The sequence below is a fragment of the Terasakiella sp. SH-1 genome, from assembly GCF_004564135.1.
GTDB lineage: Bacteria > Pseudomonadota > Alphaproteobacteria > Rhodospirillales > Terasakiellaceae > Terasakiella.
Genome location: NZ_CP038255.1, coordinates 32,501 through 53,956, shown reverse-complemented (window position 1 = coordinate 53,956; position 21,456 = coordinate 32,501). Strand labels below are relative to the sequence as shown.

General features: G+C 44.5%; 22 protein-coding genes, 1 tRNA gene and 4 pseudogenes. 10 read left to right on the top strand and 17 right to left on the bottom strand.

From position 1 onward, the window contains the following. Nucleotides 1-62: 62 nt before the first annotated feature. The 7 genes from E4K71_RS00255 to E4K71_RS00225 all read right to left on the bottom strand — a co-directional run bounded on the left by E4K71_RS00255 (nucleotide 63) and on the right by E4K71_RS00225 (nucleotide 6,640). The gene (locus tag E4K71_RS00255) at nucleotides 63-1,826 is read right to left on the bottom strand and encodes a hypothetical protein (protein WP_135074840.1); all 1,764 of its coding nucleotides are present in this window, start codon (nucleotides 1,824-1,826) and stop codon (nucleotides 63-65) included. Next, nucleotides 1,778-2,461 (bottom strand): phosphotransferase, encoded by a 684-nt coding sequence (locus E4K71_RS00250; protein ID WP_135074837.1) that lies wholly within the window; start codon nucleotides 2,459-2,461, stop codon nucleotides 1,778-1,780. The genes E4K71_RS00255 and E4K71_RS00250 overlap by 49 nt, the downstream gene beginning before the upstream one ends. Then, the gene (locus E4K71_RS00245; protein ID WP_135074834.1) at nucleotides 2,451-3,386 is read right to left on the bottom strand and encodes a radical SAM protein; all 936 of its coding nucleotides are present in this window, start codon (nucleotides 3,384-3,386) and stop codon (nucleotides 2,451-2,453) included. Before E4K71_RS00245 ends, E4K71_RS00250 begins: the two co-directional genes overlap by 11 nt. A gap of 45 nt (nucleotides 3,387-3,431) precedes the next feature. Further along, nucleotides 3,432-3,611 carry a hypothetical protein gene (locus E4K71_RS00240; protein WP_135074831.1) on the bottom strand — a complete coding sequence of 60 codons (180 nt, stop codon included), beginning with the start codon at nucleotides 3,609-3,611 and terminating at the stop codon, nucleotides 3,432-3,434. 223 nt (nucleotides 3,612-3,834) lie between these two features. Further along, the gene (locus E4K71_RS00235; RefSeq protein WP_167730150.1) at nucleotides 3,835-4,824 is read right to left on the bottom strand and encodes a site-specific integrase; all 990 of its coding nucleotides are present in this window, start codon (nucleotides 4,822-4,824) and stop codon (nucleotides 3,835-3,837) included. Beyond that, nucleotides 4,817-5,536, bottom strand: a complete 720-nt coding sequence (locus E4K71_RS00230) for an IS3 family transposase (protein WP_135074825.1) — start codon at nucleotides 5,534-5,536, stop codon at nucleotides 4,817-4,819. Before E4K71_RS00230 ends, E4K71_RS00235 begins: the two co-directional genes overlap by 8 nt. A 228-nt stretch (nucleotides 5,537-5,764) precedes the next feature. Further along, on the bottom strand, nucleotides 5,765-6,640 hold the full coding sequence (locus E4K71_RS00225) for a LysR substrate-binding domain-containing protein (protein WP_135074822.1): 876 nt from the start codon (nucleotides 6,638-6,640) through the stop codon (nucleotides 5,765-5,767). 112 nt (nucleotides 6,641-6,752) lie between these two features. Here E4K71_RS00225 and E4K71_RS00220 point away from each other — a divergent pair, with 112 nt between their 5' ends. From E4K71_RS00220 to E4K71_RS18110, 5 genes and pseudogenes are all read left to right on the top strand, one after another. Continuing rightward, the gene (locus E4K71_RS00220; protein WP_135074819.1) at nucleotides 6,753-7,376 is read left to right on the top strand and encodes a LysE family transporter; all 624 of its coding nucleotides are present in this window, start codon (nucleotides 6,753-6,755) and stop codon (nucleotides 7,374-7,376) included. 18 nt (nucleotides 7,377-7,394) lie between these two features. Next, nucleotides 7,395-7,760 carry a cupin domain-containing protein gene (locus tag E4K71_RS00215; RefSeq protein ID WP_135074816.1) on the top strand — a complete coding sequence of 122 codons (366 nt, stop codon included), beginning with the start codon at nucleotides 7,395-7,397 and terminating at the stop codon, nucleotides 7,758-7,760. A 57-nt stretch (nucleotides 7,761-7,817) separates the two neighbouring features. Continuing rightward, nucleotides 7,818-8,390 (top strand): recombinase family protein, encoded by a 573-nt coding sequence (locus E4K71_RS00210; protein ID WP_135074813.1) that lies wholly within the window; start codon nucleotides 7,818-7,820, stop codon nucleotides 8,388-8,390. Beyond that, a pseudogene (locus tag E4K71_RS00205) lies at nucleotides 8,377-8,693 on the top strand (IS1595 family transposase); the annotation flags it as partial. The gene E4K71_RS00210 and the pseudogene E4K71_RS00205, both read left to right, overlap by 14 nt. Before the next feature lie 115 nt (nucleotides 8,694-8,808). Next, nucleotides 8,809-8,982: a hypothetical protein gene (locus tag E4K71_RS18110; RefSeq protein WP_167730148.1), complete on the top strand. Its 174-nt coding sequence runs from the start codon at nucleotides 8,809-8,811 to the stop codon at nucleotides 8,980-8,982. A gap of 125 nt (nucleotides 8,983-9,107) precedes the next feature. Here the strand turns inward: E4K71_RS18110 and E4K71_RS00200 are convergent. Continuing rightward, nucleotides 9,108-9,932, bottom strand: a pseudogene (locus E4K71_RS00200) (integrase core domain-containing protein); the annotation flags it as partial. 265 nt (nucleotides 9,933-10,197) lie between these two features. Continuing rightward, nucleotides 10,198-10,320, bottom strand: a complete 123-nt coding sequence (locus E4K71_RS18520) for a hypothetical protein (protein WP_276321849.1) — start codon at nucleotides 10,318-10,320, stop codon at nucleotides 10,198-10,200. Nucleotides 10,321-10,598: 278 nt separating this feature from the next. Here E4K71_RS18520 and E4K71_RS00190 point away from each other — a divergent pair, with 278 nt between their 5' ends. The 4 genes from E4K71_RS00190 (at nucleotide 10,599) to E4K71_RS00175 (ending at nucleotide 14,625) form a co-directional block, all read left to right on the top strand. Continuing rightward, the gene (locus tag E4K71_RS00190; protein WP_135074807.1) at nucleotides 10,599-12,935 is read left to right on the top strand and encodes an autotransporter domain-containing protein; all 2,337 of its coding nucleotides are present in this window, start codon (nucleotides 10,599-10,601) and stop codon (nucleotides 12,933-12,935) included. Continuing rightward, on the top strand, nucleotides 12,922-13,302 hold the full coding sequence (locus E4K71_RS00185; protein WP_167730146.1) for an autotransporter outer membrane beta-barrel domain-containing protein: 381 nt from the start codon (nucleotides 12,922-12,924) through the stop codon (nucleotides 13,300-13,302). The genes E4K71_RS00190 and E4K71_RS00185 overlap by 14 nt, the downstream gene beginning before the upstream one ends. A 121-nt stretch (nucleotides 13,303-13,423) precedes the next feature. Next, a complete protein-coding gene (locus tag E4K71_RS00180) occupies nucleotides 13,424-13,798 on the top strand; it encodes an invasion associated locus B family protein (RefSeq protein WP_240796851.1) in 375 nt (124 codons plus the stop codon). Then, nucleotides 13,795-14,625 carry an alpha/beta hydrolase gene (locus E4K71_RS00175; protein ID WP_135074798.1) on the top strand — a complete coding sequence of 277 codons (831 nt, stop codon included), beginning with the start codon at nucleotides 13,795-13,797 and terminating at the stop codon, nucleotides 14,623-14,625. Before E4K71_RS00180 ends, E4K71_RS00175 begins: the two co-directional genes overlap by 4 nt. Before the next feature lie 17 nt (nucleotides 14,626-14,642). Here the strand turns inward: E4K71_RS00175 and E4K71_RS00170 are convergent, their stop codons facing one another. The 3 genes from E4K71_RS00170 to E4K71_RS00160 form a co-directional block, all read right to left on the bottom strand. After that, nucleotides 14,643-15,857 (bottom strand): MFS transporter, encoded by a 1,215-nt coding sequence (locus tag E4K71_RS00170; protein WP_135074795.1) that lies wholly within the window; start codon nucleotides 15,855-15,857, stop codon nucleotides 14,643-14,645. A gap of 82 nt (nucleotides 15,858-15,939) precedes the next feature. Then, the gene (locus E4K71_RS00165) at nucleotides 15,940-17,541 is read right to left on the bottom strand and encodes an ATP-binding protein (RefSeq protein ID WP_135074792.1); all 1,602 of its coding nucleotides are present in this window, start codon (nucleotides 17,539-17,541) and stop codon (nucleotides 15,940-15,942) included. 118 nt (nucleotides 17,542-17,659) lie between these two features. Next, complete coding sequence (locus E4K71_RS00160; RefSeq protein WP_135074789.1) at nucleotides 17,660-18,829, bottom strand: NnrS family protein; 1,170 nt, start codon at nucleotides 18,827-18,829, stop codon at nucleotides 17,660-17,662. A gap of 297 nt (nucleotides 18,830-19,126) precedes the next feature. Here E4K71_RS00160 and E4K71_RS00155 point away from each other — a divergent pair, with 297 nt between their 5' ends. Next, nucleotides 19,127-19,756 carry an MBL fold metallo-hydrolase gene (locus E4K71_RS00155; RefSeq protein ID WP_135074786.1) on the top strand — a complete coding sequence of 210 codons (630 nt, stop codon included), beginning with the start codon at nucleotides 19,127-19,129 and terminating at the stop codon, nucleotides 19,754-19,756. Here the strand turns inward: E4K71_RS00155 and E4K71_RS00150 are convergent. From E4K71_RS00150 to E4K71_RS00140, 5 genes and pseudogenes are all read right to left on the bottom strand, one after another. Next, nucleotides 19,748-20,278 (bottom strand): class I SAM-dependent methyltransferase, encoded by a 531-nt coding sequence (locus tag E4K71_RS00150; protein WP_135074783.1) that lies wholly within the window; start codon nucleotides 20,276-20,278, stop codon nucleotides 19,748-19,750. The genes E4K71_RS00155 and E4K71_RS00150 overlap by 9 nt on opposite strands. A 76-nt stretch (nucleotides 20,279-20,354) precedes the next feature. Then, on the bottom strand, nucleotides 20,355-20,531 hold the full coding sequence (locus tag E4K71_RS18105) for a hypothetical protein (protein WP_167730142.1): 177 nt from the start codon (nucleotides 20,529-20,531) through the stop codon (nucleotides 20,355-20,357). A 265-nt stretch (nucleotides 20,532-20,796) separates the two neighbouring features. Next, nucleotides 20,797-21,105 (bottom strand): annotated as a pseudogene (locus E4K71_RS00145) (IS3 family transposase); the annotation flags it as partial. Nucleotides 21,106-21,142: 37 nt separating this feature from the next. Continuing rightward, nucleotides 21,143-21,198: pseudogene (locus tag E4K71_RS18380) on the bottom strand (hypothetical protein); the annotation flags it as partial. Between the two features lie 107 nt (nucleotides 21,199-21,305). Beyond that, a tRNA-Met gene (locus E4K71_RS00140) sits at nucleotides 21,306-21,382 on the bottom strand. Between the last annotated feature and the right edge of the window lie 74 nt (nucleotides 21,383-21,456).

Below are 21,456 nucleotides of genomic sequence, written 5' to 3'. Positions count from 1 at the left end.
CAAAACCTTCTGTGCTAAAAATTACTATACTATAATATAATATATTTTTGAAGATGCAATCGTTATGGAGATAATCGCACCCGGTAGCGACTGTTCGCGTAAATTTCGAGTGCTATTTCCTTCCACAAACGCTTGGACATGACAGCTTGAGTTTTGATATTCGATTTATAGCGGTACCCAAGTGTGCGACCACACGACTGATTGAACTGATCCAAGTAGAAAAGTTGAACCATGTTCTCGGTTCCAAATAGTGCATTCTCGACCAGTAACTGTTCATACTGCTGTGGAGCCAGCATGGTAAAAACGGATGTGACACAATCAACATTGCCCTGATTGAAATTATTTGAGCCTTTCGCTTTATCGTGTGTGCTCGCCAAACCATTTGTCATATTTGAGATGACTAACCCATTCGGGTGCTGCTGTTGAATTTCCTTCACTAGCTTCTTCACATCAGCTTTCCGGGCGTTTTTATCAAGAATGAGATTAACAGTGGTTTCTTCTTCACCGAACAATTCAGGTCGATCAAAATTAAACACGACGGGTCCGTTATCCATATGGTCCATGGCATTCGCAATACGATGCTCTGTCGTTAGAAACGTGATGCGAGCCGGGTTCTCATTCCACCAATTCTTGAGCTTTGCGTAATGTGTATTGCCCTTAACCGTTTCATATGGCGAGATTGCTGTTTTGACACCGATGGTTTCACAATCAGGTTCAATGGTGATGATGTCATCGTCAGTAAACTGATATTCGGCAACCTTCCTTACATCATCAAATTCTTCGTCTTTGAAACCGAATTGACGGCAAAGAGCAAGTCGTTCTCTATTCCTCATTTTTAGGTAATCATCACCAAGTTCACGGACACGATCCACTTCCGGTGCCGGATACTGAACCATAAGATCAGACATACGGACTTCATCATGGATGACCCATTGTGCCGCCATGGCATTATATAAACGGGCCGTATCCCGATCTTTCTTTCCCTTGGCATATTCATTTGCAAATTCATGATGTAGCCACAGGCGTGTACCACCGTGAAGGTGCCATCTCTGAACAACACTATGTACGGTGAACCAGACAGGTCGCTTCTTTCTGGTTTCGTCGATACGTAAAGAGTCCCACAATTCCTTCTTACGATCCTCAAGGTAATCAACCAATGCACCGCCTTGGCAGTAGATGTAGTCCAGCATATTGCTAAAACCGGCTTCGGCAATAATGGCGGAAGTTGGCTTCTTAATATCCAAAACCTGACATCCGTCTGTGATATACTGGCTCAAGGAAAGCAGAAAAATGCCTTGATAATCATCGCCGTCGTTCAGTTCATTATACTCACGACACTTCTGTTCAGCTTGATCGTAGCTTTGGCATGCGATGATAATGTGCCCCTCGTGAGGTTCGTCAAATTGGGGAATGGCCTTCATTATCGAAGTCGTTTTGCCTGCACCTTCTCCGCCAAAGATACAACTGGTCTGAGAACGAGCCGCAAATAAAGCATATTCCCCCAAATGGTCACGCACGTCTTGTGGGCTACTAACGACCTTATCAAACAGGCGTTCTGCCCATCGTGGTATTTCCTGATCTTCGTCGTCTAATACAAGACGGTCATTAATCAGGAAATTCTCCACCAACTCATTCACGGATATGGGCAAGAAATAATCCTGCATATTGCTCCGAATAGTACCTTGCAATACCAAACGATCATGATCTCCGGCCATGTAGCTGGCAGGATTTTGATCCTGTTCATCATTGTAAAAATGAATGATGTAACCTTCTGGTCTCAAACCAATACCGGAAGGCCGTGGATGATTAGAATACAGAGGTCCCATTCGATAGGAGCTTTACACACACATTCAAAATCAATCCAATTGCCTTTATTCTTTGAAATTAGGAGATTCCCTAAATTGGTGTCTCCATGGCAAATAATGTGTCTTTCTGTTTCACAAATTATGCGTTCACATAATTGTTTCAACTGCTCACGAAGAGACGGTAATTTTTCTGGGTGAAATTGTTTGATCAACTGTATGAGTTGCTCAACCTCAAAATAGAAATAATTGAGTTTTTCAAATTTTATTTCATTTAATGATCTGTGCATGCATTTTAAGGATGCTGAAATAATGTAATGATCATCTTCTGTAGCTGTTCGACCATGTATAAATTTTGAAAACGTTACTAGACATTCGTCTATTTGAATAGGTTTAAGCTGAGGGAAGGAAGAGACTGTTTTATATAATTTGTTGAAAATCGCATTTTCGTTATATATGGCCCCTAAGTCACAAAACTCATCAAGAAAGCTTATTTTGGCTACAAGATCAAAAGGGTATAAATGAACCACCCCTCTTCCTCTTGTTGAAATAATCTTAGGCATTACCGAGGTTTCTGTGTGTCTTCGAATTTCCATAATAATAACGGAAATTACATATTCAATTTTTTGCTTCCTACTAACTTTTGGATCAACTCGCATACGGTTTCAATTCATTGCTACCAAAACGCTGAGTGTATTTTTTCCATGCCCATACACACTTCTGGCTCACTAAACAATCTGTGCATTTAGGGTGTTTCTCTTCATAATTCAGTTCACTACTTAGATTGATATTTTCCGCATCTGGAGCAACAACCTCCTCATGCCAGACACCAACTCCATAAAATTTCCAAAAAGAAGGGTCAATGTGGCACATAGGGAACATGAAAACAGGTACGACTTCTCCATTATTTTCAGCTTGTTCCAAAACTTTCTCAATCTCTGGGCCAGCCTGAGAATGCATAATTGAAACTTCATTATCATTGGTGATGGCTTCTCCCATTAACTGATACCCAGAAATGATAAATCGAGCATTTGGAAAGTTTTGGTTTTTAAACTCGTAAGTTTTTAACGCATGTTGGAAATTAGGTTTCATCGTGATGAATTTTAGAGAAAAAGGTATATTAAATTCTTCTAACGCACGAAAACCCGAAACCGTTTCTTCAAAACTTCCCTTAACTTGTGTGATTTGATCATGTACATCGCTTAAATGACTAAATAATGGAATAACAAAACGGTCAATCCCACAATTTGCAATGCTTTCAACGAATTTCTTATTTTTTAAACTTCTGCCATGTGAGAGCACAACAACACGTGATCCATAATTGTGCTTTATATATTCAACCAGTTCCTTGAAGCCTTTGTAAACAGTAGGTTCTCCACCAGAAAGTTCTACAGCATCCTCTTCGCAAAGCTTCATGTTATCAATTAGTAATTTTGCTTTTTCAATAGGGAACCCTTGTTTTTGCTCTCTCTTCCATTTAGCTACACCACACATAATGCAATCGCTGTTACAGTAATAACTGGGGGTGAAATATACTTGACGAGGCCCATTATCAGGCAAGAAGTTTAAGCTTTTTATATTCATTTCACACCCAGTTAATAGCGAGAGGTACGAGTTCACCTGTTAACTTTAGTCTTTTACTGTATTAGGAGTATCCCAATCTGGAACGAGCATCCGAGTGCCAACACCAGTTAACAGTAATTCATCGACTGCTTCTTTAGCCTGAATATTGGAAATTTCGATCCAGTCGTTTAAACGTTCAGACCATACACGAGCGGATTGTTTATTTGTGCTTTGATCAAGGGGCATATTACTTCTCCTAATATCATTGTTCGCCGCCATGCTGCCATAAGATTTATTGCATAGCAATGAGCCAACCTCCTTTAATTGCATAATTGAAAATATTAACAATAATTAGAGACTCAGATTGAATAATGACCTTGATTGAACGCAAGAAGTCTTAATCTTCCCAAATTCTTACTACTGGAGAAATTACAACATCTTGTAACTCATAAAAAATGTTGCTTAGTTATTAGTTATCTAGTTCTGTATAAACTACTTTCGCCAATTCTTCGTAAATTGTTTCTATTGAAAACCCTCGCCCATAAAACATCTGTGTGGCCTGTGATCTTGATCGGTCTGACCAGCCACCAAGCAGCATTGCGATTTCATGCCTAACATTACCCTCGCGAAGTGCATCACGAAAATTGTGGCGAAATGAATGAAAAGAAGTCCGGTCTGCATCTGCTTCAATAGATCGTAAGAAGCGACGGAAGTTTTTTGAGAATGTATCTGAACGATAACCCGTGGTACCCGCAGGAATATCAGGAAATAACTTTGAACGTGGTTTTCGCTCAAATCGTTTCAGATATTTCATAAAGCCCATTTCAATAAGCCGTGGGTGGATTGGAATTGTTCGCTCTGATGCTTTCGTTTTAAGAATTTTATCATCGACACCAATTGTGCGATCACGAGTAATAGCAAAGCACCAAATACCGTCATGCTGCTGCACATCTTCAACATTCAACTGGCAGATTTCATTTAGCCGCATACCATTGTAAAACCCGATGTAAGGCACCCAATATTCAGCCCCTGACTTGCCTTCCAATGCAGTGAATATCTTCTTCAATTGCCAATCCGAAAATGGTAATCGCTTGCCCTGCTGATGAATTGGATCAGCCACCGACAAATTCTTCGCAGGATTATGATCCAGCAATTCTTCTTCTACAGCCCAACTCAACATGGCTGCTAACTTCGATATGTATTTGTTAATGGTCAGTGGTGCCATCGGTGACATCTTCCGCTTCCGTGCGATCTCAGAAATTTGCACCAGCGTTTTCTTTGGAAACTTCTTTTTCGCATTTGCTGGCAGATACCGGATCACATCCAGCACGTACCGACAATCATCACGATTAATCTCACCAATATCCTTGTCTTCGCCCAACACCTCGACGAGAACCTTAAAGACGCTTTCATAAGTCATCACTGTTTTGCGAGACCGTTGCCTTGCAGGATCATCCATATATCGACGGTACAATTCCGACACCCGCCCATTTTTGATCCGGTGCTGTCGCGGCAAAGTCACCATCCAACAGATTAGGCGAAATATTATGTTTGTGATCGCTGTCAGTGGTGCGTTTGAATTTCTGACTTCGCACGATCCGCAAATTGTTTTGCTTCATAATACGGGCAACGCGGTGTTCACCGACACAAATTCCCTCTTCCTGCAATTCATCTTTCATACGGCCTCGCCCATAGGATTGGTAATTGGCATAATGGATGGACTTGATATGGGCCAGCAGTACCATATCTTCTCGTTGGCGTTTGCTGGTAGGACGATTACGCCAAGCAAAATAGCCACTCTCAGAAACGCTCATCGCACGACACAGACCAGCAATGCTATGGTTCTCACGTTGCAGGTGGACAAACTGGAACTTCACGGCTTTTGGCTCGCAAAGTAACGAGCCGCCTTTTTTAGAATGTGCCGTTCCGTCCGCTTCGCGAGCCCTCTCCTCCCGCAGTTCTCGTACTTCACGGCGAAGACGGGCTAACTCCTTTTGAGCATCATCGTTAGGGGATGAACCTTCTCGTTCACGATATTGGGAAACCCAACGGTTCAAACTGCCGACACTGACACCAAAATCGGCGGCGACCACTTTACGCGGCTGATTACTGCTTAAAGCAACACGGGCGGCTTCTTCTCTAAATTCTGGGGTACGTTTGCAACTCATCATATTCTCCTGTAGTCAGCATAGTTAACTCAGGAGACACACTCCACTTTTTCCGTACAGGTCCAACCTGTGACAGCCATTTTTGTTTTATACGTTTGTTGAAGGCGTTTAAATGGTCAAAATCAACCACCAGACTTTGCAAATTCAACAACCAACCGTCCTCGTTGCTTTGGTGTTCGTAGCGTATTGAAGCCTGTTCCAACTGTTCCAGTACCGATTGTCGTTCAGTGTTTAGATTGTCAGAAACACGGTCGTAGATGCGTTTTGCATCCAGTTGATGAAAGCATGAACCTTTTCATTTGAAGTGGGATTCTTTAATGACAAAGCGACGTAATTGACAGATGTTTCTTTGAAGCCAAACGGTGCTATCAAGAGGTCGTTTTTCAAATCATCTTCAACAAGTATCTTTGGACCAATCGCTACCCCCATTCCTGCGACGGCTGCTTGTAAACTGAAATAAAAATGGTCAAAGAACTTTTCATTATCACATTGAATGTCTTGATTAGATAACTGTTTCCAGTCATGCCATGCTTCTGTGCGGGTTCTTGTATGTAGTAGGGTCCAGTTTAAATCTGGATGTTTTTCGATATATGAAGGGCTACATACGGGACCAATCGCTTCATTACCTAAATCAGTAACCCAATAATCTTCTGCCCATTTGAAATCTGATCGACGGATCGCAATGTCTATACCGTTTTCAGCGAGGTCAATAGGTCCGCCAGCAGTTGAAAGGTGAATATCCAATCCAGCGTGTATTGTTCGAAATTCTTCAAGGCGGGGCATTAACCACCGCATGGCAAGCGAAGGTTCACAGGATATGGCTAACTTGTGGTCCGATGGTGAAGACGTGAGTTCTTCGCAAGCATCTTCGATTTGTTCCAGAAGTATTGTGATCTGTTCAGCAAACTTTTTGCCTTTGCTTGTAATATACAAACGACGATTTCGACGTTCGAAAAGCAAAACGCCAAAATAGTCTTCCAGTTGCTTTACAGCACGGCTAACGGCTCCATGTGTTTGGTTCAGTTCATTGGCTGCTTTTGTAAAACTTTGGTGTTTTGCGGCAACGCTGAAACTTTGAAGTGAAGATAATGAAGGTAGCGGTTTCATACCTGTGAATAAAACTCACAATAAATCGTACAAATAATGAATTTTATCCCACATAAATCAGTGTTTCAATAGAGATGAAGAAACCGAATTATGAGTAATGGGAACATAAAAGATGGATGCTCAAGTCATATCTATTCTTGCAATCACATGCCTTGCAGTCATTAGCCCCGGTCCTGACTTTGCGATGACGCTTAGAAATAGCATTCGTTATGGGCGCACATCTGGTTTGCTTACTGCACTTGGTATCGCATGTGGCATTTCAGTTCATGTCACGTATACAGTGTTCGGGTTGGCATACATTCTCTTGGAAAATTCATGGCTTTTAGAAACGATGAAAGTTATGGGAGCATGTTATCTTGCATGGATTGGTATTTCGTCTTTCCTTCCGAATAAACAAGAAGAAAAGAGTGCTGCCGAAGTCGGTCAAAGTGAGTATTTCAGTAAAATGGCAGCATTTAGAAATGGCTTCTTGAGTAACGCATTAAATCCCAAAACAGCCTTATTTTTCATTGCGCTTTTCACACAAGTCGTCTCACCAACGACAACATTATCCTACCAACTGTTTTTGGGACTTTTTATAGCATTGGTACATTTAATGTGGTTCGCGGTCGTAGCCTTACTTTTGACCCACAATCGTCTTGAAACGGTTATTCTTAAAAGCAAACGAGTGATAGAAAAAGTCACAGGAGCCTGCCTTTTAGGGCTTGGTTTGAAACTACTTTTTCATTCGAATTAATTAATAGGAGCAAGCACTATGGACGGCAACGTTATTAATCTGAAAGACAAACTGACCAAATTCTCAGAACACTGGTCGCCGCGTGTAATTGCTGAGATGAATGATTATCAATTCAAGTTGGCAAAGTTCAAAGATGAGTTTGTATGGCACGATCATCAAGATACTGATGAAGTTTTTTTGGTTATTCACGGTTCGATGTCTATTGAGTTTACAGATAAAACCGTTGAATTGAACGAAGGCGAAATGTTCGTCGTTCCTAAAGGGGTTAAACATAAGCCTGTTGCAGAGCAGGAATGCCACGTCCTTCTTGTTGAACCACGGGGTGTTGTAAATACAGGAGAGAGTGGAGGCGATTTAACTGCACAAAATGATGTATGGGTATAGCCTGCGACACGTAAAATTCTCTCCGGAAAATCTGAAAAGCCCGGTATTCTGGGCTTTATGACAGATATACTTCACATATACACCCGCGTTTCATCGGCAGTTCAGGAAGCGCAGGGAACATCATTACAGTCACAAGAAGAACTGGGTATCGCCAAGGCGAATGAACTTGGTTTCGAATACAAACTTTGGAACGAAGGGGGAAGGTCGTCACGCTTTGAAGACCTCCACAATCGTCCAGTGCTTCGCAAACTGATGCTTGAAATTGAAGAAGGGAAGGTCGCGCACTTATTCGTCTTCAATACTGATCGTTTAAGTAGGAACCAAAAGACATGGGGTGGTATTAGGTGGAAGTTAAAACAGAACGATGTTCGATTATATACGCCATCGGGAGTGATTTCACTCAGTAGTCCAATGGATGACTTAGTGCTTGGCATACTCAGTGAGATCAGCCAGTACGACAATGCTTTACGTCGTGAAAGAAGTCAGATCGGTAAGTTGAAGAAGGTTCAAAGTGGCTATTGCACGGAGGACCGCCACCCTTTGGGTACCGTATCCAAGATGGAATGCTGGTTGAAAACCAAGACGAAAGTAAATGGATCAAGCGTATCTATGATCGTTACCGATTATTGAGCAAAAAGTTGTGCCTGACAGCATCGTTTATTCTGACAGTTGGCACGGTTACAACATGCTGTATGTGTCCGAATTCAGACACTACCGTATCAACCATTCAGAACGCTTTGCAGACAACAAAATCACATCAATGGCATTGAGAACTTTTGGAATCAGGCGAAGCGACATATGCGGAAATTCAATGGTGTCCCAAAGGAGCATTTTCCGCTATTTTTAGAGGAATGTGAGTGGCGTTTTAACAATCCGAACCCTAAATGCCAATTACATATTTTGAAACAATGGGTTAAACAGGAGCTAGCGTAGTTATCTGGGGCAGCCCCTAAAGTTTTTTGTGAAACTTGGTGAACACCATGTTGATTTCCTTTGGACAATGTTCTAAAGGTAGAACGATTTTAAAAAAGAACTTTAAGGTAAGATTATGAAAGCTGATGATCACAGAAAAGTAGCTAAGTGGCACCTGAAACAAGCTGATTTGCACGAAGCAAGTGGTGACTACTCTTGTGGCTGTCCTGCCGATGCACAAAGCCGCCGTATCATCGAAATCGTTGATTCCGGTGTGATCGAAGAAGAGCAGGAATGTTCTTTGAACTAAGAGCCCCAGAGGTTTCTTGGACATAAAAAAAAACCGATCCTAAGTGGGTCGGTTTTTTTTATGTGTAGTAGTCCCGATGTGATCTGACACTTACCCGCTTTGATGCGGTGACTGTCAGGTCGAGTTTAGCCTATAAACTTGTCCTGCCAGATTTGCTTTCCATCCAACAAGGTCTCCATGGGTGTACGTCCACAGCAAATTTTTCCTTGGTGGGTGCGTTCATTGTTATAATAATCCAGCCATTCGTCCAGATCATTTTGTAATTGCTCGATGGTTTCATAAATTTTCTTGCGGAATGTGACCTGATAAAACTCCTGTAAAATGGTCTTATGGAAGCGTTCACAAATGCCGTTTGTCTGCGGGTGTTTGACTTTGGTTTTAGTGTGCTCAATATCGTTGATTGCCAAGAAGAGTTGGTAATCATGCTGATCCGCTTTTCCGCAAAACTCAGTGCCGCGATCTGTTAAGATACGCAAGACAGGCAAATCATTTTCCTCATAGAACGGCAGGACTTTGTCATTCAGGGTGTCAGCCGCCGTAATCGGTGTTTTGGTGCTGTAAAGCTTGGCAAAGGCAATCTTGGAATAGGTGTCCACATAAGTCTGCTGATAAACCCGTCCCACACCTTTTAACGTGCCGACATAGAAGGTGTCTTGCGACCCCAGATAAAGGTCGATAACAACCGCCAAATAGAGCCAACCTTCACCCGTTCACAGGTAGGTGATATCTCCCGCCCATTTTTGATCCGGTGCTGTCGCAGCAAAATTACCATCCAACAGATTAGGCGAGATATTATGTTTGTGATCGCTATCGGTTGTGCGTTTGAATTTCTGGCTTTGCACGATCCGCAGATTGTTCTGCTTCATGATCCGGGCAACGCGGTGTTCACCGACGCAAATTCCTTCTTCCTGCAATTCATCTGTCATGCGGCCTCGTCCATAGGATTGATAATTAGCGTAGTGAATGGATTTGATGCGGGCAAGCAGAACCATACCTTTACGTTAGCGTTTACTGGCAGGATGCTTTCGCCAAGCAAAATAGCCGCTCTGAGAAATATTCATGGCACGACACAGACCTGCAATACTGTAGATATCACGGTGCTGGTGAACAAACTGAAACTTCACGGCTTTTGGCTCGCAAAGTAACGAGCCGCCTTTTTTAGAATGTGCCGTTCCGTCCGCTTCGCGAGCCCTCTCCTCCCGCAGTTCTCGTACTTCACGGCGAAGAGCCGACACTAATGCCGAAATCGGCGGCGACCACTTTGCGGGATTGGTTACTGTTTAAAGCAACACAGGCGGCTTCTTCTCTAAATTCTGGGGTGCGTTTGCGACTCATCATATTCTCCTGTAGTCAGCAGGAGACGCACTCCACTTGTTCCGTACAGGTCCAGTCCGAGCAAGTTTGTCTAAGTGGTCTTGTTTATCAGACACGGCAGGATCAGTTGATTGCCTTCCTGTTCCATAAGTTTTTAACCGGCATCCAACTTTTTTAACAGACCAAGCAAGCGCTGAATCCTTTTAAGAGCAGGGAAATGTACATATTGCAATCTACAGTTTAGGGTGTTATCCGTTTTCAGGTTAACGTCAGTCCTTTCAATTAGAATAGTACTCATTGCAATGAAGTTGATATTTAATTTCCGTAAAGTTCTTTTCGCAGGTGTTTCTGCGGCGGCTCTGGCTACTCTCGTTTCGACCGACACGGTAGCCGCTGATGTGAGCACGTCAATTGAGTCTGGGGCTGCGGTTAACGTTGATGGCGCTGATACCATTACCATTGACGCGACCAATGATGGTGAAGGGCAAGCAACCTCTATCACAATCAGCAACGATGCCACCACAGGTGCGGATTCTATTTTTATTGATGCTGATGGGACTGATGCCAACAATGTCGGTGAAATTGGATCTGTCACTGTTTTGGATAATAATGGCACCAACCGATTAATCTTTGGGGATGCGACTGATGGTGGGGCCGATGGAGGCACGACTTTTCGTTTCAATGTAACAGGTGACATCAGTGGTGATGTGGGGACCGACGCAAACGATCTCGATATCTATATCGACTCAGGTAATGGCACATACGGAACAAACAACGGTGGCTCGACAATTGATGGCGATGGCGATGTAGTCGTTGGGATTCAAGGGGATATTGATATTGGGGCAGGTTCTATCTGGATTGAGTCTGACTTTGATGAAACAGATACCGTGACGTTGCTATTTTACGGAACATCAGCCCAAACGGTTACCGGTACCATTGATGCCATGGACATTAGTGCTGGCACGGCTCGAAACGGTACAGGTATTTTGACCATTGGTGAGGGTGGGGCAACCAATGTGACGTTTAACAGTGTAATTGGTGGTACGGGCCGTTTAGATCAGATCAACATTACAAGTGGAGCGACAGCAACATTTAAATCCAATGTTACCACGCATAGTGATAATAATGCCAGCCGAGGTTATTACGGTTATGACATTGATGGCACCATGGTTATTGATACGACCAACGGTGCTGTAACAGTTCAAGACACCAATGGCGGCATGGATATTGACGGGACTGTCACTTTCACGGGTGGAAACGATCCAACCTTAAGTGCGGCCCAAGATGTTTTACTCAACGGCACCATCAACTCCAATGCAACGGATAATGCCTCTATTACCGCTGGTGATGATATTATCATTGCCGGGACAAGCAGCATTGCTGGGTCTAATAGCCTGACCATGACGGCAACAGGTGATTTGACGATTAATGGGACGTTCACCACAGAATTAACCGCTGCTTCGAAAACATTAACTCTTGCAGGGACGAATGCCATTACCCTTGGCGCTACATCAGATAGTTCTTTCACTCTTGGTAACCAAATTGTCACCAACAATAACATTACTATTGGGGCAGCAAGCCGTTCCAATACTTTGACGATCAAAAAAACGTCTACATTTGACCCCAATACGACAACAGTCATTAATGCTGCTGGTGATACTGTTACCCTCACAGGAACCCTAACTATCGGGCTTGATACAGCGGCAGGTCAATCATGGAGTGATGGGGATACGATTACGGTTATCAATTCAGACCAGAATGCGACAACCAGCTATGCAACCCTGATGAGCAACGGGTCTATCATCTTACAGGATTATGCGCTTTACGATGTACAAGATGATAGTTCCGATGCCCAAGATTTGAAAATCAAGATCGTCAGCCTGTCTTCTCCACAAGGAACGACAGGCAATGCAACAAACTCCTTGTCCCAAGCCTTGGGGGCAACGGGGAGTGACCCAACAGCCCAATCGGCGATCCAAGGGGTAACGGTGGCACAAGCCAACACGGTTGGTGAAATGCTACTTAATGATCCAACAGGTGGGGCATCAGGCAACCAAACAGCAGCAGCTAATACAGTGACAGGCTTTAACCTGGTTAGTGAACGTTTGGCTTCTTTACGTGATGGTTCTCTTCGTTCCCATACCGGGATTGCCACAGGTGATGAAACATTGGGCTGGGGTGATCGCGGGGCATGGGGGCGTATCTTCGGCACCACAGTTGATCAGGGCTATCGCGGTGGCATTGCCGGTTTTGATGCCAATACCATTGGTTTCATGATTGGGATGGATCGCCTGACCCATGATGACTGGCGTTATGGAGTAAGCTTTGCCTATTCCAGAACGAATGTCGATGGCAAAGGTAGTGGGAATAACCAAACAGATTTTGATAGCTATCGTGTCGGACTTTATAGCGATGTGGATATGGGGGCTTATTACCTCGAAGGGCAAGCCAATTTTGCGTATAACGATATTTCGTCTTCACGGCGAATGAACTTTAACGGTCTGGACCGTATTGCCACAGGTAAGACATACGGTTATGAAGCCGGCATTCGCTTAGGTGGCGGTTCGCGTTTGCTGTTGGAAAACGGCCATCAACTGACGCCCAACGGCTATTTCCATTTTGTTCATGCACTACACTGAGACTGGGGCAGAGTCTCTTAATCTTAACGTTGATGATGAAGACACGACCATTGCGGAACTGGTCTTGGGGGCCAAATACGCTTTCCAGGCACAAATTGACAATGGCACCCTGACACCTGAATTTAAACTGATGGCAGCCTATGATTTCGCTGGAGATCGGGCGGTGTCAAATCAGCAGTTTGTTGGTGGGGGCGATGCGTTTCAGGTCAAAGGGGCAGACGTCGCTCAATTCAGCATCCTTTACGGGGCGGGTGTAACATGGCATTCTGCGGACGGTTTGTGGGAATTGACAGCAGACTATGATGGCCGCAAAAAGTCTGATTACATCAGCCATGGTGCCCGTTTGGAACTCCGCTATAATTTCTAAGATGAAAATAAAACTTATCCTGATCTCTTTTTGTTTGCTGCTTCCTCTGTCGGTTTTCGCAGAAGAAACCAAGAGCAATTGGGCCATGAATTGTAGTGACCCTGACCCAAAGAAATGTCAATTGGTCCAAAACATCTTTGTCAAAGACGGCAAAGAAAAGGTTTCCAAATTACTTGGCCTTGTCGTGCAATATGCGGAAGATCAAAAGACGAAAAGGCGTAAACCCTTTATCAGTATTCGTTTTCCTTTAGGTATTGATCTTCGTTCCGGTGCTGTCTTGAAAATTGACAACCGCAAAGAACACAAACTCACCTTTTTGCGATGCCTTCAACAAGGCTGTGATGCAGGGCTCAAAATCACGGGTAATGCTCTGCATGATTTTCTCAAGGATGGAGAGGTTATGAAAATTGGCTTCCGTCCTTGGAACAGTGCAAAAACAGCCGTGGTTAAAGTTTCCCTCAAGGGGTTTACCAAACAATTTAAAAAGCTGAAATGAGAAGGGTAAAACCATTCACGCTACTGTGTCTGCTTGTGATTTTATCAGCCTGTCAAACGGTCTCTCTTGAACATCGTGTTCATATTGCAGATAAAATTGCTCAGCAGACAAACTTGGTTTCGCAAACTTTCAAAACGACCTCTTTTGATATTTTCAGCTTAAAACGTCATCATTCTGTTTTACCTGTATGGACCGTCTATATTGAAGGCGATGGTTTCGCCTGGGTCAATCGCCGCACAATCTCTTCCAATCCTACCCCCTTAAACCCTATAGGGATGAAGCTTAGCGCCCTAGATGCTGTTCCTAACCTCCTATACCTGGCAAGACCGTGCCAATATGTGGACCTTACTCAACAAAAAAACTGCACCCGTAAGATTTGGACCTCACACCGTTTTTCAAAAGAAGTCCTAAGCAGCTATCAGGAAATTTTGGATCACCTTAAGGGGCAGTATCACCTTGTTGGTTTTTCTGGTGGTGGGGCCATTGCAAGCTTGCTTGCTGCAACGCGAAGCGATGTTCTCTCCCTTAGAACCATTGCGGGAAATTTGGATCATGAGGCTATAAATACCCACCATAACGTATCACCAATCTCGCATTCGCTGAACCCGGTTGATTATATTGTAGCTTTAGAAAATATACCCCAAATTCATTATGCAGGAAAAGCTGACAGAACCATTCCCCCATGGGTGGCTGATGGGTTTGCAAAACGTTTCTCCGATATCTCTTGCATCGAAGTGATCCATACTGCAAACACAAGCCATACAAAAGGGTGGGAAACATTCTGGGTGACGCAAGTAACGCAAATACCATCATGCCAAGTGAATTAATACCCTAGGGCCAAAACCTATTTCTTCGGTAAAACATACCAGATATAACTACCCACCTGTAGCAACAAAAACATCACAAAGGCACCCTGATAGGCTTCACTTACATAAGTTCCCTCAGCGGTTGGTTCCCACAGGTTGATCACCCAGCCGCTTACGGATTGCAAGATGAAGATGGCGATGAAAACCAGCAAGTTAATTGCCGTATTGACCCGCCCGGCCAGATGAGCTGAAAAATGTTGGGAAAGGATGGCATATTGCAAAATACCGGCTGTTCCAAAGAAGCCGAAGCCCAGCCAGAACAGGGAGTAATCCACGGCCCATTCCAGAATAACGGCCAGCTGACAGACCATAAAAATCAACATGCACAAGCCCGAAATAAAAGATGTGCTGATCCCGCGTCGGGCCAAACGTTCACTTAAAACCCCAAGGCCCAGAAAACCTGCGACCATACAAAGGGCCAGCCAGAATAACATATTGGCGACATCACCGCGTTCCAACCCGGCAATATCACGATGCCAGGGGCCAACCCACAAGCTTTGGATGGAAATAAAACTCGCCTGAGACATCATGGTAATGGGAGCCACACGCCAGAAAAAACGGCTGGTAAAAATTTCTTTGACCCCGACCATCTGATCTCGAAGGCTTGTGTTCTGAGCCACCCGTCCACTGGGGGGAACCAAAAGATAGACACATAATGCACAAAGAAGCGTCAACCCAGCCAAGCCCCAAAAGCCACCACGCCAGCCAAATTCCTGTACGACCAGCTCCGTCGGTGCTGTTCCAGCCACCGCGCCGAGCCCACCAGCTGCCATAATAAACCCATTGACCAGAGGTAACTTCGAGCTTTCATAAAACAATGTAAAAGCCTTGAAAGAAGCCATCAGACAAGCCGAGACCCCAAAACCGATCAAGGCACGACCGCCAATAAGAGACAAACTATCTTCCGCCATGGCAAACAGGGCTGCACCCGCTGCGGCAAAAAGCAACAACACGGCCTCAACAGTGCGTGGACCGTGTTTATCCAGTAACACCCCCAAGGGAATTTGAAAGGCCGCAAAGGTCAGGAAGTAAGAGGCTGTTAGAAACCCCAACACATCAGCCCCCAGTCCCAAATCAGAAACCAGATCAGGTGCAATCACCGCATTTACAACACGGTAGAGGTAAGACAAAAAGTAACCAAAGGCAAAGGGTAGAAACACCCGAAACACCATGGTCAAAGGGCTATGTGTCACATCAAACTCCCATCATTCAAGCTTTGGAACTATGACGTGCTTATCCATCTGTTTCAATCGCAACAAATACGTAGGGTTAGACTCAATACTCTGCCTTGGGTCCCTGTGGCAGGATAATCCGGAAGATACTCCCCTTGCCAGCCTCACTTTCCACAACCATTTTAGCCCCGCTTTTTTCCAGCAGCTCACAGCTTAACGGCAAGCCAAGCCCTGTGCCCTTTTCCCCACTTGTCCCTGCTGTTGATGTTTTCTCATCCAGGGCAAAAATATTTTTCATCTGATCAGGCGTCATCCCCACACCATTATCACCCACGATAATCGCAACCCCACCATCGTAAGGCCGGGTTTTTACCTCGATCTGTCCTTTTTCTGGGGTAAACTTGATGGCATTATTCATCAGATTGCGCAGGGCCGTTTGGACGGCATGGGGATTGCCATAAGCCACTGAGGTTTGCTGGTCTGTTTTCAACATCACGCCTTTTCTTTCCACTAAGGGGCGGACAAGTTCGACATTTCCCTGAATCATTTCATTCAAGTCCAGTTGTTCTATCTGTAAATCCTGCGTTCCCAACTGTCCCCCAGCCCATTCCAGCAGGTTTTCCAACAGCTCGACCATACGCTCCCCGATCAAATGGATGCGTCCGACCTTGGTGATGATTTCTTCTTTGCTCATTTTATCCGCATGCTGATTAATCAATTCCGTCACCAACATCATGGACTGGAACGGATTTCTCATGTCATGAGCCAGAATGGAGAAAAACTTATCCTTTAAAATATTATCACGGGATAATTCATCTCTTGCCTCTTGAAGCTCAGCATTTAATTGGCGTAAGGCCAGTGATTGACGATAGGATTTCTTTTCCAGATAAAAAACAAAAGCTGTGGCAAAACAGGCTACAATAAAAACCATGAGATACAGCAGATACTGGTTCATAAACACGACAGTATCATCCACCATATCAACGGTTAGTTTCCAAACACCGTTGGGAACATGAACGGGAAATTCCTTGGCATTGGGGCCCACATTCGTTTCTGATTTTGCGATCAGCTTAAGTTCCGGTGTATCCGGGTTATCCCCTTCTAGCCGATAGCTCCATTTTACTGGATCAAGGCGATGCATCGCCTTGCCCACCAAATCCTCAATATAGATCAACGCAATGGAAAAGCCCCAAAAGACCTCTTGTCCCCCGACTTTTTGCATAACGGGCTTACGCGCAATAATGGCCATGCGATTGTTTTGGATCAATCGTAGCGGCCCCACCATTGTCAAACGCTGTTCCTGAATGGCATCCATTGCCGCACGCAAACGCCGGGGATCAGCCAGCAGATCATGACCAACCGCTTTTTCATGCCCTGACATCGGGTAAATTTGCCTCACCACCCCTTTTGGGGCTAATTGCACCGTACTGACAGAGGGGTTCGTCGATAAAATTTCAGCCCCCCAGCTCTCAAAATCAGATGTATCAAAATCTGCCAGCCGTAATGTTGCCTCAAGCATACTGGTTGAGGCAATTCCGACAACGATTTGCTGTTGCAGAGCCTGTGCAATGGCAGAACTGGCAAATGACAAAGCTTGTTCACGAGACTGTTTATTTATCTCATTAAAAAGTTGTACGATAGAACTGCATAGTATCAAAATGCCGACAAACGTAATGATCGGGTAGATAAACAGGCGTTTGGGCATCCAAAACCTCGAATAATGGCAGAACACATACAGTTTGCATGGCTCTCCGAGAAACAGATGCCTTACTTTTTACAACAATAACATTTACAAACAAGCGAATTAATCAACTTGTAAGAATTTAACCCGGTAAACCGTCAATCCGGGGCTTAACCAAGATTGGGGTATAGACAATGGTAAATAACAAAAAGCCAATAACCCAAAGCGTACCTGAGAGCATGACCCAGTTTTCATCCAACGCAAAGGTTCGGGTAATCGCAGCAAGAATAACCAGAATATAGGCACACACCGTTGTCTTGGATGCTTCCAGCTTACGCCCTGAATGCCCCAAGGCCGCACGAGACGCAACGGCCAGGATCAACACGCCAATTCCCCCTGTTGTCAAGGCGTGCAAGGCAGCATTGGCATCCTGCCACAGGCCAAAATCTGCCAGTGCTTTCAAGCCAAACCCAATTGGTAGCCAGACATAAGCTGCGTGTAAAACCCACACAATCGGGTTATCCCATGTCCGAAAACTATGCCAACCCAACATGCGATAAAACAAGAGGAGACACGTTAGTGCAGCAATGGCGCCCGCAATGTCTTCTGGAACAGACACAAGGGTACATAAAGCCGTTAACAAGACCAAAATCACAGCGGCCATATGTGTCCATTGCGGGGTAGAGCAGGTGATTTCTGTTTGCAGTTTCATACGCAAGGCATTTTGGGTAAACGCCGGAATGACACGCGCACTGATCAAGGCAGCAATGGCAATAATCACATAGACACCACCACGCACCGCAGCGCCTTGGTCTCCGAAATGCCACATCACATTACAGATACACAGGGAAACCAGAATCACCCCAACAATATAGTTGCGCTTATTGCCAGCCCCAACAAGACGTTTAATAATTTCAAACGCGAGAAGAGGGAGATAGAGCAAATCAAGCCAGGAGACCATTTCATAAGCTTCATCCAGTTCCCCCAGGCCAATTGCGATACGCCCCAAAAGCCAGATTGCGGCCATAAAAATGACCTTTGTCCCCAAAAACTTTGCACTATTGGTCCATGTTGGTACCGCTGCCATCAAAAAACCTGTAATCGCAGCAGAAGCAAACCCAAAAACCATCTCGTGACCATGCCAGGCCGAAGAAAGGTCAATATAATCAATGTAAGCCAGAAGCCATAAATCCAAAAAGACAACAGCGCTCAGTGCGGCAAAAAGAAAAAACACCCGATGACCGGATGCAAAAAGGGCCGGACCTTGATAGTCCTGCGTGGGTTCATCAACATCCAGAAAAATACGTGTCATAATCGTTGCTCATCCAATTAATATGATTTTGGGCCATAATCCAAATTACGGCCTTAGGGTCAGGACCTATTTATTTTTAACCCGTCCCTTCAGGATTTGTAGAAAATGACGCAAAAGCCACATCAATGACTTTTGAAAGAGAAATACTCTTCCTGCAAGCCCTTTCCTTGCCTTGCGACATTTTTTACAAACCAAATTCAATAAATGAACAGGTCCTGCCCCTAGTTTCGTTGACTTTCATCAACCCTCTTTTCATACTGCAGCGCAACGATATTATTTGGAAATGATTTTAATCCCATGAAAGCAACATTAATCCCGGTTACACCTTTTGCCCAAAACTGTTCTCTCATCTGGTGTGAAGACACCATGAAAGGTTGTCTGGTTGATCCAGGCGGCGATGTAGAAACGATTCTGGAAGCCGTGAAAAAGGAAGGCATCACACTGGAAAAGATTCTTTGTACCCATGGTCATCTTGATCATGTGGGTGGTGTTGCAGAACTGGCTGTCTATCAAGATTTACCCATTGAAGGCCCTCATAAAGGGGACAGTTTTTGGTTAAACCAACTCAAAGACCAATGTGTTCAATTTGGTTTTCCTGAAACTGAAACCTTTACCCCAACCCGTTGGCTGGAAGATGGGGACAGCATCACATTTGGCAATGTCAGCCTTGATGTCTTGCACTGCCCCGGCCATACCCCCGGTCACGTGGTCTTTTTTGACCAAGAAACACGCGTTGCCATTGTGGGCGATGTTTTGTTTCAGGGCTCAATCGGGCGCACCGATTTCCCCCAAGGCAATCATGACGACCTGATCAATGCCATTAAAAGCAAACTTTTCCCGCTCGGTGACGATGTGGTCTTTATCCCTGGTCATGGCCCTCTTTCCACCATCGGTGATGAAAAACGCAGCAATCCCTTCTTACGCTAAAACCGGATTAAGCATCTCAGGTGCAGCGCTATGAACAGCGCACAGGCGCTGCACCACTTTTTCACCGTCAATACCATGTTCATAGGCCACAACCTGCAAACGGCCTTGAACCAGTTCCAAAAGCTCGCCTGCCTGTAATAAAAAGTCAGGACTGCGAGGGCGACCAAACTGTTCATTGCCGACAGCGAAGGTCTCATAAAGCAGTATGCCACCTTCTTTCAAGCTCCCTACCATTGCGTTTAAATGGGGGCGATACAGGTAATTTGTGACAATAATCGCATCATATGCCCGACTCTCAAACGGCCATATTTTGCCATCTTCAAGGTCCATTTCCCTGATGTCTGCACGTTCATGCTGCGCGAGGTCATGAAGCTTTTCAATATTCTTATCAATGAATACCACTGAATGGCCCTGTTGCAAAAACAAACGACCATGGCGTCCCCCACCGCAAGCGACATCCAGAACTTTCCCTCCAGATTCGACAAGAGAAGAAAAACGTTTAATCCATAGCGATGGTTCCATACTCAACCTCTTTCAACAGAAAACCCCGCGCCAGACCAAACAGCACGGGGTTTTCATCAATTCAATCAATAAATGCCTAGCGGTTCAACCCATACATAGGGAACCCCATCCAGCCCGCACTTACCTTTCTTGCCGACTTTTCTTCAAAACTCTCTCGCTCAACTTCAGGCTCAATAGACTGACACAGCGTTGTGTGGGTATCCACCTCTGCTTCGCTTTCGTCCATCATGTCCCATACCATTTGCGGGTCCATTTTGATCTCCTAGACGCTTCATTTCTTATAGCATTCGTTTTAGTTGCTATTTTTGTAACCAAATACACATCATTTAGCAACATAAATGTAAAATTTTTCGCCAAAAAATGTAATATTATTTCAATATTTAATTATAACAACAGTTTAGCATATATCCTGCCAACTTTCGACTAGACGAAAGAAGTAAAAGCCCCCTTTTGACCTATACTTTATGATAAACAGAAACTGACCTGTTTCGAGAATCCCGGACCAGTATGGTCTTTTGTTAGGCTGCTTTCATGGTCATTTCCATGCAAGCTTGTAGAGGCGTTTTATATCCGATGGCTGAATGTAGCCTCTGTCGATTGTAGAAGATTTCAATATATTCAAACAAGGCCGCTTTTGCCTGCTTTCGCGTTTTGAAGTGATTTCGGTGGACACATTCTGTCTTCAGGGAGTTGAAGAAGCTCTCCATGGGAGCATTATCCCAGCAATTTCCTTTGCGGCTCATAGAGGCTTTCATGCGGTGCCGCTTAAGGGTTTTGCGGTAATCCTTACAAGCATATTGCACGCCACGATCAGAATGATGAATTAAACGCCGGGAAACTTCTGCCACTGAATAGCCCCGTTCCGTAATCTGCTGTACAGCATCAATTTTAAATTCATCGGTGAAATAGGATTTGGACATTGAATAACTCCTTGCCTCATTTTGTATCAGGGTAGATTCACGCTGTCAAACTTAGCGCCGTAGGCATTAAAAAACCCTGCTACTTCAATGAAGTAACAGGGTCTTGTTGGTTGCGGGGGCCAGATTTGAACTGACGACCTTCAGGTTATGAGCCTGACGAGCTACCGGGCTGCTCCACCCCGCGTTGGTATATAAACGCAAAAGCCGTCCATCTGGGCGGCTTTTTTGTAACGATTGTGTTTAGGTTATTATCTGTTC